Here is a 12,789-nt window from a genome sequence, read left to right as displayed (position 1 = left end):
CTCGTAAGAAGCTTCATTGCCGATAAATACAAATTGAACTTAATGAAGAATATATTAGTGCTGTGTACCGGCAACAGTTGCCGTAGCCAACTAGCCGAAGGATACTTAAGGCATTTTGCAGCTGATAAAGCTGCCGTTTATAGTGCAGGTATTGAAACGCATGGCGTGAACCCGAAAGCCATCCAGGTAATGGCCGAAGATCATTTAGATATATCCGGGCATACCTCTAATCATGTGGATGAATACCTTTCTATCCCCTTCGACTATGTCATTACAGTATGCGATAATGCCAATGAAGCCTGCCCATATTTTCCTGGCAACGTACAACGTTTTCACTACAACTTTCCTGACCCTGCCAAAGCTACTGGTACACCCGATGAAGTAATGGAGCAGTTTAGAAAAGTACGGGATATGGTCAAGGTATATGCTGCGGAATTTATCAGTCAGAACTTACAGTAACAAGTATTAGGTTTAGCATAGCACTGCTATGCTTTTCTTTCATATCATTCAATCGTTAAATAGCAATAAACCAATATATCATGAAAAAGCTTAACTTTATCCTTTTAGCCTGCTTACTGGTGGTAAGCTCGGCCTTTGCACCGGCAGATCAAACCCTTTATCCTGAACTGGCGCAAACCATCAAACAGTTGAAAAAGAACATGACCTCAATTTCTTACAACAGGCAGGAAGAATTAACCGGTGTGCAGCAAATGGTGATACTGGCACGTCAGCAGAAAAAGCCGGTAGTAATTGAATTGCTAAGTTCTGACGGTTTTACAGCCCCGGTTGCCAAGGCCGTGTTTAAAGCAGCACTGCTTAGCTACGGCATTAGTGATATTGAAGTTAAAACCGTTGGCTCGGCTGCTTCGGAAACCGTCGCGCCGGTGTTAAGCAAAATGGGGTTTAAAGTAAGTACCGATAACGGTTTAACTGCGAAAGTAAATGAACAGGTCCCACCGCTTACCTTTAGTGCTTCTCCTTCCAGTTCTCAGGCGGTTCATGCCCTGCTACAGGAAGGTACAGAAAGCTTACTGGCCGGCCCCGATAAATATGCGGTTAAGTTAAAATACCCTGTTGCTACCGGCAGCGATGAGCAAGCTAGAAAGATTGCTTTAGAAATGACCTTTATTGCCATGAAGATAAAAGATTATACGAATTAAGCGTTTACAATTTACATTTAAACAATAACTATATTTTCCAATGTCAGCTAACAACTGCGCCCCTGTGGCAGAACGAAAAAAATTAGGTTTCTTAGACCGCTATCTGACCTTATGGATTTTTTTAGCGATGGCGATTGGGGTGGCCCTGGGCTACTTTCTGCCTTCGTCTTCGGGCTTCATCAATTCCTTTTCCAGCGGTACAACCAATATCCCCTTAGCCATTGGCCTCATACTAATGATGTACCCGCCACTGGCAAAAGTGAAATATGAAAAAATGGGCGAGGTATTCAAAGATACCAAAGTACTTACCGCCTCTCTGGTACTGAACTGGATTATTGGGCCGGTACTCATGTTTGTTTTAGCCATCACCTTACTACGTGATCACCCTGCCTACATGGTTGGTCTGATCTTAATAGGTCTTGCCCGTTGCATTGCAATGGTAGTCGTCTGGAACGAACTGGCCGAAGGTAACCGGGAATATGCTGCCGGACTGATTGCCCTCAACAGTATTTTTCAGGTATTGCTCTACAGTGTTTATGCCTATCTTTTTATTACCGTTCTGCCTCCGCTGTTTGGTCTGGAAGGCTTGGCTGTGAATATCACCATTGGCGAGATTGCCAAATCCGTAGGCATATATTTAGGTGTTCCTTTTGCTGCCGGTATCATCAGTCGTTATGCGTTGATCGGCTTAAAAGGTGAGCAATGGTTTCAATCCAAATATGTGCCGTTTATTTCGCCCATTACCCTGATTGCGCTGCTGTTTACGATCGTGGTCATGTTTAGCTTAAAAGGTAACCTGATCGTGCAGATTCCTTTCGATGTGGTACGGATTGCTATACCATTGGTAATTTACTTTACCATCATGTTTGTGCTCAGCTTCTTTATCGGCAAAGGTTTTGGCGCGGATTACAGCCGGAGCACGTCGATTGCCTTTACCGCTACGGGCAACAACTTTGAACTGGCAATTGCAGTTGCTATCGGCGTGTTCGGTATCAACTCGGGTGAGGCTTTTGCAGGGGTGATTGGCCCGCTCGTCGAAGTGCCTGCCCTGATTGCACTGGTGAACCTGGCTTTTTATTTCCGCAAAAAATACTATTCCACTCGAACTTTAACGCCTGCTGAATAATGAAGATTGCTCTTTTTTCTGATATACACGCTAACTTGCCTGCCCTGGAAGCTTTCTTTGCTGATTTAGAAAGCCGTAAACCCGATGCTATCTATTGCCTCGGTGATCTGGTGGGATATAACATTTGGCCGAATGAGGTCATTGATGAAATCCGTAAACGCGGTATTCCCTGCATCACCGGCAATTATGATTTTGGGATTGGTCGTCATAGCGATGATTGCGGCTGCGCCTACAAAACTGATGAAGAAAAAGCAATGGGTAAAATCTCCATCAGCTATACCAACGAGATCGTAAAGAACGAACAACGTGCCTACCTACGTACCCTGCCTTCACATATCCGTTTAGAGTACCAACTCAATAACGATAAGCTGAACGTGCTTTTGGTACATGGCAGCCCCCGCAAAGTAAACGAGTATCTGTTTGAGGACAGGGATGAAAAAAGTATGCTTCGCATTATGGAAGGGGCTGATGCTGACATTTTATGCTTCGGTCATACCCATCAGCCATACCATCGCGTTCTTCGAACAGGTGATACGTACCGTCATGCCATCAATATCGGCAGTGTGGGCAAGCCGAAAGATAAAGACCCCCGGGGTGGTTACGTGCTGCTGCAGATTAACGAAAACATCTCAGTGAAAGATAAGGACAGCATACAGGTAGAGTTTATCCGGTTTAACTATGACATCGAAAAAGCGGCCAAGGCTGTTGAGGACAGCCCTTTGCCGAACGAGTATGCGGATATGTTAAGGAACGGATAATAAGAATAGCGCTATTTTCCGATATACATGCCAATCTGCCTGCCTTTGAAGCCATGCTCGCAGACTTGGAAAACCGAAAACCTGATGCAGTTTATTGCCTAGGTGACCTTGTAGGCTATAACGTTTGGCCTAATGAGGTAACTGAAATTCTCAGGCGGCGCGGTATTGCTACGTTGGCCGGTAATCATGACCTGAAAGTACAGAAAATGGTTACTACATCTGGTAGCTTAAAAGAAGGTGGTAAGAACTATGCTTACCATTTAGTCTCGCCTGAAAACAGAGATTATCTGCTTACCCTGCCCCGGCATATCCGGCTCGAGTACCGGTTGAATCATGATACTTGGAACATCGTCCTCGCGCATGGCAGTACCCGCAGCATTGATGAATATGTCCTGGAAGATCTGGATGAAAGTTATGTTCTAGGGATGATGGCCGAAGCAAAAGCCGATATCCTGTGCGTGGGTCACTCGCATAAACCTTACCACCGGATTATTCGGCAAGGCGATACAGATAAGCATGTGATTAACACAGGCTCGGTAGGTAAACCAAAAGACGGTAATCCAATGGGCTGCTACGTGATGGTCACTATTCATCAGGATAGTAATTTAACAGCAAAAGAGACAATTGAAATTGAGTTTTGCAGGTTTGCTTATGACGTAGAGCAGGCGGCCAAGGCTATAGAAGATAGTCCTCTGCCTGATGAATTTGCCGACCGGCTGCGAAAAGCTTATTGAACAAATAGTGTTAGAAAGCCCTTGCAGTTAGCATAGGGCTTTTTTAGTTCCGTATCTAATATCACTCCGCTTTACTTTACATATAATACTTTATAGGGCATATTTGTAAAGTAAATCAACGTTTTCGTTACTGTTTGATATAGTAATATATAATAGGTATACAAACTAAAGATCTGCTAGTACTTTGATAATGTAAAAAGCAAAGGCGTTTTTCCTCTATAAAGCATAGTCGATTCTTAACTCACGAAATTTTATAAATTTTTCACAAAATACTATAAAGTCAACGCCTAGCGCTGCTGGTACTTTTGTAACGTTAATTAAACGATACAAATGGCAGCACAATTAGAAACACTTACATTTCCCGTTACAGGCATGACCTGCGCGGGCTGCGCAGCCAGTGTGGAATCTATGATTGGCGCTCAGACAGGTGTTGAAAAGGCAGAGGTGAATTACGCCACTCAATCCGTGAAAGTAGCATTTCATCCGGACGTCGTTGGACCACGCAATCTTAGGCAATCAGTCCAGTCCATCGGTTACGATCTCATCATTGATACGCTCAATGCACAGGAAAAGCAAAAGGAAGTTCAGCAGAGTCATTACAAACAACTGAAGCGAAACATCCTTTGGGCAACGATACTAACAATACCGGTTGTTTTAATTGGTATGGTATTCATGACGATACCTTATGCGAACTATATCATGCTTGTGCTTACAGCTCCCGTATTGTTTATTGCAGGTCGCAATTTTTTCGTGAACGCTTGGAAACAGGCTGGTCATGGCCGTGCGAATATGGACACCCTGGTCGCAATGAGTACGGGAATTGCTTTTCTTTTCAGCGTTTTTAATACGTTCAATCCAGAGTTTTGGCACCAACGAGGGCTTCATCCACATGTTTATTACGAAGCCGCTTCAGTGGTGATCGTCTTCATCATGCTCGGCAAACTGTTAGAGGAAAGGGCTAAATCTAATACTTCTTCCGCTATCAAAAAACTTATCGGCTTACAGCCTAAAACTGTAACGCTGATTACAACTGAAGGAGAAAAAGAGATTCCTGTTTCAGAGGTGCAGATCGGTGACTGCCTTCTTGTTAAACCAGGTGAAAAAATCCCGGTAGATGGTGCTGTAACGGAAGGACATTCCTTTGTGGATGAAAGTATGATTACAGGAGAACCGATACCGGTGCAAAAAGGTGCCGGTGAGCCTGTATTCGCCGGAACAGTGAACCAGAAAGGCAGCTTTCAATTTGTTGCAGAAAAAGTAGGTAGCAGCACCTTGCTTGCTCAGATTATAAAACTCGTACAGGATGCGCAGGGTTCAAAAGCCCCGGTTCAAAAGCTGGTTGATAAAATTGCAGGCGTCTTTGTTCCTGTCGTTCTATTGATCGCACTTATCACATTAGGAACATGGTTTCTTTTTGGCGGACAACATGCACTTTCCCACGGATTACTGGCCATGGTAACGGTATTAGTCATCGCCTGTCCCTGCGCTTTAGGCCTTGCGACACCTACTGCAATTATGGTAGGAATCGGAAAAGGTGCTGAAAACGGCATTCTCATTAAGGATGCAGAAGGGCTCGAACTCGCCTATAAAGTTACAGCAGTTGTCCTGGATAAAACCGGAACGATAACTGAAGGTAAGCCTGTGGTGAGCGACCTTGTATGGTCAGAAGGTCTAGAAAACAATGAAGAGCTGAAAGCTATCCTCCTGGGACTGGAACAGCAGTCAGAACACCCTCTAGCTGAAGCACTCGTTACTTACCTGAAAGCAGATGGTGCTGTCGCCGTAAAAATAGGCGGATTCAGCAGCCTGACCAGTCATGGTGTTGAAGGATATCATAAAGGTAAATTATACCGGGTGGGCACAGCGAAATTGGCTACCCAGCAAAACCTGCTATGTTCACCCTATTTAGCGGAAAAAGCGGACGAGTACCTAAATGATGCGAAAACGGTGGTCTACTTCATGAATTCCGAAAGGATTATCGCCTTTGCAGCCATCGCCGATCAAATTAAAAGTGGCTCAGCAGAAGCAATCAGCCAGTTGAAAAAACAGGGCATCGAGGTATACATGCTGACAGGTGATAATGCACAAACGGCAGCCGCAATTGCACGCAAAGCAGGCATCGAGCAGTACCAGGCGGAGGCCTTACCGAACGATAAAGCAGCGTTTATCAAAGCCTTACAGTCCCAGCAAAAAACCGTAGCCATGATTGGCGATGGTATCAATGATAGCCAGGCGCTCGCGCAGGCTGATGTTTCTATTGCAATGGGCAAAGGCTCTGATATCGCAATAGATGTATCTAAGATTACGCTGGTGTCTGCTGATCTGCGACAGGTGTCAAAAGCGTTAAGGCTGTCCAAGTTGACAGTTAGAACAATTCGGCAAAATTTGTTTTGGGCATTCATTTATAATATCATCGGCATTCCGGTTGCAGCAGGAATACTTTATCCACTGAACGGCTTTTTACTAAACCCGATGATTGCAGGCGCAGCAATGGCGTTAAGCTCTGTATCTGTAGTCAGCAACAGCTTACGGCTCAGATTTTCTAAACTTAGTTTATAATAATTATTTGAATAATATCATGGAAACTTTAAAATTTAAAACCAATATCAAATGCGGCGGCTGTATCGCTACGGTAACTCCTTCGATGAATAATTTAAAAGGTGTGGAAAAATGGGAAGTAGATACTGCAAACCCGGATAAGATTCTAACAGTTCAGGCGCAGAATGATCTGTCCCCTGAACTAATCATCAGTACATTGAAAGAAAAAGGCTACCAGGCAGAAAAATTATAATTATGGCTGGCTTTTGCCAGCAGCCTTTTTATTTGAATAACTTATATTGGAAGCAATATCTCGTTTTTTGAATTAAGGGGGAACAATTGTAACGATTTCGTGTACTATTATTAGATGAGAAAACTAGGTGCAATAAGTCTCGCTGCGTTTTACCTGTTATTAACGACAGGCGCATTCGCGTGCGTGATTCATTGCACTGAAGTTTTTTTGCTCGGGCCCAAAATAGCTACTGAACAACACCACGAGCAGGAAGAGAATGATCATCATGATGATGATCATGACAAAGATGCTCATTCTAAGGAAAAGGGTAAGCACAAAGATGATTGCGGGCCAGGTAAAGATTGTGATTGCTGCAGTAAAGACCATGGCTTGTACGTGGTGAAGGAAAATTTAAGTAATTACGATGAGCTTCAAATTATTGTCCAGGAGTTCATCCTATCGCACCACAATTATCTACAATTACCTCCCGTACATATATACAGTAAAGCATTAGTTAGCTGGCCGGATGCAACCGGACCGCCGCGTATATCTTGCATTCCGCTGTACATATCCCATCGTACCCTTCTTATTTGATTCAAGCATTGCCGCGACTCCCATCTGCGGCCGGACATTCCTTTGGTCTATCATTTAGCTTGAATTAACACATGACATTATTTATTAAGAATATGGTTTGCGACCGTTGCATTATGGTCGTACGCCAGCAACTGGAAAGTTTAGGGTTATCCGTCGATGCTATTACATTAGGCACGGCCAATATTCATCCTGACCCGGATGAAAGCCAATTATCCCATTTGACCTCTATGCTTAAGGTATCAGGCTTTGAGCTCATCAATAAGGAAAAGGATAAGCTTATTGAGCGAATAAAAAACGTTGTTATTGAAATCGTACACCAGGGTGACCTAAGTGAAATACAGGGAAATATCATGACATCAATCGCTGATCGACTATGTAAAGACTACGCCTATCTCAGTCGTCTTTTCTCTGAATCAGAGGATACGACCATTGAGAAATTTATCATCCAACAAAAGATAGAGAAGGTTAAGGAATTAATACAATACGGTGAGCTTAACATTACGGAGATCGCTTACAGTATGGGTTACAGCAGTAGTGCACACTTATCCGCACAATTCAAAAGTGTTACTGGCATGAGTCCCCGTCAATACAAGTCCTGTGGCGATCCATCCCGTAAATCACTTGATAAAGTATAAAGACACTACTATGAAAAGCATTAAAACGTTAATTTCTATATGGCTTCTGGTACTAACAGCTCAGGCAAATGCACAGCAGCATAACATGCCCGGCATGAATATGAGTGACAAGCAGGCTCCAATGGCTAAGAAGCCCCTGCCTTACGCTAAAGGCAAGAATAAAAAAAGTACTTCAAAACAGAAGACTGACAAAGCAATGAAAAGCATGGGCCATATGAAAAGTATGAACATGCAGCATTCCGGGGGCGGACGCTCTAAAGCCGAATCGAATCGTGTTAAGCCGATGTCAGATCATGATATGATGGATACGGATATGGCAATGCCGGATCATCCAATGAAAGGGATGGATATGAATCATCAAGAAAAGTCTTCGGAGATGAATATGCAAAGTATGCAGGCGCGACCGGGAGACACAATTAAGAGTACTTCCTCTTCATTGAATGATCACTTGATACATATTGGCAAGCGCGTTACATACGATCTTTACATCAATGACACGGTTGCAGCTTATGCAGGCAAAAAGGTAAAAGCGCTTGCCATCAATGGTCAGATTCCTGGCCCTGTGCTCCGATTCACTGAGGGAGATACTGCCGTTATCCGGGTACACAACCTGCGAAAAAAAGAAACTTCGATACACTGGCATGGGCTGTTGGTACCTAACAAATACGATGGTGTGCCCTACATCAGCACAGTGCCGATAGCGGCTGGCACAACCTATACCAATATCATTCCACTTCATCAGACGGGTACTTACTGGTATCACACCCATACGGAACTGGATGAGCAGGCTGGTCTTTACGGCCCCATTGTTATTGAGCCTCAAGCACAAAAGGATCAGGTGAAAGAACAGGTGCTTATGCTTTCGGATTGGACGAACTATCAGCCTAAAGAAGTGCTCCGAATGCTGAAGCGGGGAACGGATTGGTTCTCGATACAAAAAGGGAGTGTCTTGAGTTATGGCGGTGCATTTGCCCAGGGCTATCTTGGTGACCGTTTAAAACTAGATTGGATGCGCATGCCAGCGATGGATCTGCTGGATGTTAAGTACGATCGCTTTCTTGTTAACGGTAAAACAGACCAGCAACTTACACAGTTCGGGCCGGGACAAACGGTAAAACTGCGCATTATCAATGGTTCCGCCTCCAGTTATTTTTGGCTGAATTTTGCAGGCGGTCCGATGACGGTCGTTGCAGCGGACGGCCTAAATGTAAAACCTGTTACGGTGGACAAGATTCTGATTGGCACAGCAGAAACTTATGATGTACTCATCAAAATACCGTCTACGGGCAAGTATGAATTTAGGGCGACTTACCAGGATATCTCCGGGAAGGTTTCTGCCTGGCTAGGAGCCGGAAAAGAGGTCAAAGCGACAGACATACCAAAAGTGAACTATTATAAGTTCGCTCACACTTTTAACCGCATGATGACCCAGATGAAAATGCCTATGAACAGGGTCCCCAACGCAAAAGTCAAAAATGATGGTTTGTCCTTCAGCACCAGCGACGTGCCAATGAGTATGAAAGGCATGGATATGAAGGGAATGAACAAGGATACCCAACCTGGTGCTAAAATGCCACAGATGGAGATGAAGACAAAAGCCGATACGGGTATGAGTATGCAGAACCATCAAGGCATAAATATGGCCAAGAATGAAAGCAGCAAGTCTGGTATGGATGATATGCAAATGGGCGGCATGAACATGAAGGGTATGAGTATGAATATGCCGGACGACGGAAGAGGTACGCCAATGGGACCGGGAGGCTCTTTGCTCCTTGGATTAGGCGGCGATGGAAAAATTTTAAGTTATGATCAGTTGGAATCCAATAGTACAACTGCTTTCGACGGAAGGCATACGGTACGGACATATCACCTATATCTCACGGGTAGTATGATTCGTTATACCTGGCTCATTAATAACAAAGCCCTTTCCGAAGCCGACCGCTTACTGATTCGTAAGGGAGAGATTGTTCGCTTCGTATTTCATAATACGACCATGATGGAGCATCCCATGCACTTGCACGGGCACTTCTTTAGAGTACTAAACAATAAGGGGACATCATCACCACTAAAACATACGGTAAGTATTGAACCCATGCAGGTGCAGACGATTGAGTTTCTTGCCGATGATTCGCATGACTGGTTTTTCCACTGTCACACGCTTTATCACATGATGTCAGGCATGGCGCGTGTTGTTCGGTATGAAGACAATCCGAGCAACACTGAAGTTGCGAAATATCAACCGCGAAATCCGGTCATCAACGACGACCGGCAATTCTACACATGGTTTCAAGCATCATTCCACTCACAAACAAGTATCGGTTCATTATTTATCTCCAATACGCGTTATGAATTCAATGCCAACTACCGGTTCAGTTATGATGGGCGTTATGAAATCGACCCTCGCTTTCAGCGGTATCTTGATAACGGTCAATATTTTGCAGCGTACGTAGGTGCTGAATTTGAAAAAAATGAGAAAGGTGGCCGTTTTATTAAAGACGGCAGCAATGTGGCGGTCGTCGGTTTAAGATACTTATTGCCCATGTTCATCCAAACTGATGCACGGATCAGCCATAAAGGCAGATTACGCTTTACCGTGAGCCGTGAAGACATTCCGTTAACAAGCCGACTTTATCTCGGCGCATCCTACAACACAGACAGTGAATGGCAAGCTGATACACGTTATGTGCTCTCCAAATATTTTGCGCTTTCAGCCAGCTATGATAACCAGTACGGATTTGGCGGCGGTATCACTATACTCTATTAAATTTTATTTAATCACCATTAATAAATAATCTATGAAAACAACCATGTTAATGATTCCCATGCTTGCGCTAGGCGTAGCAGGATTTACTACTCAAAACACCATTAGCCCATTTGATCATGGAGCACTAATCATCACTGCACCTGCAGCCATCCAAAGCGATCCATTAATGGAATCTATGAACAAGATGATGAAGCAAATGCATGCTCAGCAAATGAAAGGAAATGTTGATTATGATTTTGCTTCCATGCTCAAAGCCCACCACCAGGGAGCTATCGACATGGCCAGGATCGAGCTACAGCAGGGAAAGGATGCTTCCATGAAAAAAATGGCTCAAAAAATACTGACCAAACAGACGAAAGAGGTTGCACAGCTCAATCAGTTGATTGCAAAGTTGCAAAACAGCACTAAAAACTACGATCCAGCTAACAAGCAATCAGGAGCTGGTAAAGCAATGAGTGATAATATGATGGAAATGATGAAACCGGGTAATATGTCCATGAGTTCTATCGATCATGAATTTGCGGACATGATGACCAAGCACCACAAAGATGGTATCATGATGGCTAAAAGTATTGTGACCTACAGTAAAAGCGCGAAACTAAAATCCATGGCGCAGCAATCTATACCGGAACAAACGCAGGAAATCCGTGAGATGGAACAATGGATGAAAGCACATCAATAAACAATATAAGAGGTAACTAAAAAAACAAACGATGAAAAACTTTTTAAAATTAATCACGCTGTCAGCAATAGTGGCTGTGATGAGTGCATGTAGCAAAGATGATGATAAAATCAAAATACAGGGTCATGACCAGAATCAGATGATGGGTATTATGCATCAGATGATGGCGAAAATGGACACTATGAAGATGACCAAAGATCCGGACAATGATTTCGCGATGATGATGCGCATGCACCACCAGGGGGCTATTGATATGGCTAACCTGGAGCTGAAAAGCGGCAGTGATGCGACGATGAAGCAAATGGCGCAGAGCATAATTTCCAGCCAGCAGGCAGAAATCACGCAGCTTTCTGCTTTTCTCAAATCACACCCCCCTCACGGCAACGATCCGGATTTCGATATGATGCTGATGGACAACATGAAAAAATCCGGAAAGCAAGCTGACCTACAAATTATCAACGGAGACATTGATCATGATTTTGCCATCCTGATGATTGGTCATCACCAAAGCGCTATCGAAAACTCGCGCCTTGAACTCATCCACGGCCAGGAACAAAGTATGAAAACGATGGCTACAAATATTATTGATGCTCAGATGAAAGAGATAGGCCAGTTTCAGGACTGGCTGTTAGCCCGCGGTAACAAGTAATAAATCATTATCTAACTATAAAACATTTCAATTATGTCATATCAAAAGTTCCGGGAATGTATCGATGCCTGTGTAGCGTGTGCAGTAGCTTGCAACTATTGTGCTACGTCCTGCCTGCAGGAAGAGGATGTAAAAATGATGGCAAAATGTATCCAGCTCGACCTGGAATGTGCGGCTATTTGCAGAGCCGCTGCAGAAGTTATGAGTTTGGGCAGCGGTTACAGTGCCCATCTTTGCCGTGTATGCGCTGACGTGTGTAATGCCTGTGCTGAAGAATGCGGCAAGCATCATATGGAGCATTGCCAGGCCTGTGCAGAAGCCTGTCGGAAATGTGCCGAAGTTTGCGAACAAATGGCAACTGCTGTTTAAATAACCTTGGTTCAGCTACTTGCCCTGCGCTGATGCAGGGCAGGTAGCTTTTTAAATAAGAAGTATTCACTTAACGTTATTACAATGGAAAAAGGAAATTATCAAAAATTTGCATTGATGCTCGTCGTTTCATTCTTCATCATGTATGCTATTATGTATTTGAATGTTGACGAGTTCGACCATGTGTACATTAATATGACCCGATTTTACATGACTATGCTGATGGTTTCGGCTATGGCGCTGGTTATGCTAGTGATGATGCGAATGATGTATCAAAACAAGAAAATTAATTTAATCATTGCCACCTCTGCTATTGCAGTGTTTATCTTGGCTCTCGCAGGTGTCCGAACGCAAACTGCTATCGGAGATCAACAGTATATGAAAGGCATGATCCCACATCATTCCATTGCGATCATGGTCAGCAAAAAGGCTCATTTGAAAGACCCGGAAGTCCAAAGGCTTGCCAAAAGCATCATTGATGCGCAGGAAAAAGAAATAGCGGAAATGAAACGTATTCTTGCCAGGATGGAAAAATAAGGTGATCTCAA

General features: G+C 43.8%; 14 protein-coding genes. All 14 read left to right on the top strand.

What is annotated here, in order from left to right; translation table 11 throughout:
• The first annotated feature begins 42 nt into the window (after positions 1–42).
• Positions 43–459, top strand: coding sequence for an arsenate reductase ArsC (locus ABDD95_RS07345; protein WP_169611316.1), 417 nt, complete (start codon positions 43–45; stop codon positions 457–459).
• Between the two features lie 80 nt (positions 460–539).
• Positions 540–1,160 carry a hypothetical protein gene (locus ABDD95_RS07340; protein ID WP_169611317.1) on the top strand — a complete coding sequence of 207 codons (621 nt, stop codon included), beginning with the start codon at positions 540–542 and terminating at the stop codon, positions 1,158–1,160.
• A gap of 40 nt (positions 1,161–1,200) precedes the next feature.
• A complete protein-coding gene (gene arsB, locus ABDD95_RS07335; RefSeq protein ID WP_169611318.1) occupies positions 1,201–2,286 on the top strand; it encodes an ACR3 family arsenite efflux transporter in 1,086 nt (361 codons plus the stop codon).
• Positions 2,286–3,044 (top strand): metallophosphoesterase family protein, encoded by a 759-nt coding sequence (locus ABDD95_RS07330; protein ID WP_169611319.1) that lies wholly within the window; start codon positions 2,286–2,288, stop codon positions 3,042–3,044. The genes arsB and ABDD95_RS07330 overlap by 1 nt, the downstream gene beginning before the upstream one ends.
• A 53-nt stretch (positions 3,045–3,097) precedes the next feature.
• Positions 3,098–3,778, top strand: a complete 681-nt coding sequence (locus ABDD95_RS07325) for a metallophosphoesterase family protein (protein WP_345951236.1) — start codon at positions 3,098–3,100, stop codon at positions 3,776–3,778.
• A 330-nt stretch (positions 3,779–4,108) separates the two neighbouring features.
• A complete protein-coding gene (locus ABDD95_RS07320; RefSeq protein WP_169611320.1) occupies positions 4,109–6,337 on the top strand; it encodes a heavy metal translocating P-type ATPase in 2,229 nt (742 codons plus the stop codon).
• 19 nt (positions 6,338–6,356) lie between these two features.
• The gene (locus ABDD95_RS07315) at positions 6,357–6,569 is read left to right on the top strand and encodes a heavy metal-associated domain-containing protein (RefSeq protein WP_169611321.1); all 213 of its coding nucleotides are present in this window, start codon (positions 6,357–6,359) and stop codon (positions 6,567–6,569) included.
• 207 nt (positions 6,570–6,776) lie between these two features.
• The gene (locus ABDD95_RS07310; RefSeq protein WP_345951235.1) at positions 6,777–7,142 is read left to right on the top strand and encodes a hypothetical protein; all 366 of its coding nucleotides are present in this window, start codon (positions 6,777–6,779) and stop codon (positions 7,140–7,142) included.
• 92 nt (positions 7,143–7,234) lie between these two features.
• Entirely contained in the window at positions 7,235–7,777 is a 543-nt protein-coding gene (locus ABDD95_RS07305; RefSeq protein ID WP_345951234.1) for an AraC family transcriptional regulator, read from the top strand.
• A gap of 10 nt (positions 7,778–7,787) precedes the next feature.
• The gene (locus ABDD95_RS07300; protein ID WP_169611324.1) at positions 7,788–10,541 is read left to right on the top strand and encodes a multicopper oxidase domain-containing protein; all 2,754 of its coding nucleotides are present in this window, start codon (positions 7,788–7,790) and stop codon (positions 10,539–10,541) included.
• Positions 10,542–10,572: 31 nt separating this feature from the next.
• On the top strand, positions 10,573–11,223 hold the full coding sequence (locus ABDD95_RS07295) for a DUF305 domain-containing protein (protein WP_169611325.1): 651 nt from the start codon (positions 10,573–10,575) through the stop codon (positions 11,221–11,223).
• Between the two features lie 31 nt (positions 11,224–11,254).
• On the top strand, positions 11,255–11,872 hold the full coding sequence (locus tag ABDD95_RS07290) for a DUF305 domain-containing protein (RefSeq protein ID WP_169611326.1): 618 nt from the start codon (positions 11,255–11,257) through the stop codon (positions 11,870–11,872).
• A 33-nt stretch (positions 11,873–11,905) separates the two neighbouring features.
• Complete coding sequence (locus tag ABDD95_RS07285; protein ID WP_169611327.1) at positions 11,906–12,241, top strand: four-helix bundle copper-binding protein; 336 nt, start codon at positions 11,906–11,908, stop codon at positions 12,239–12,241.
• Positions 12,242–12,325: 84 nt separating this feature from the next.
• Positions 12,326–12,778, top strand: a complete 453-nt coding sequence (locus ABDD95_RS07280; RefSeq protein WP_169611328.1) for a DUF305 domain-containing protein — start codon at positions 12,326–12,328, stop codon at positions 12,776–12,778.
• The last annotated feature ends 11 nt before the right edge of the window (positions 12,779–12,789 follow it).

The organism is Mucilaginibacter sp. PAMB04274, assembly GCF_039634385.2.
Taxonomy (GTDB): Bacteria; Bacteroidota; Bacteroidia; order Sphingobacteriales; family Sphingobacteriaceae; genus Mucilaginibacter.
This window is presented reverse-complemented; position numbering and strand designations above follow the sequence as displayed.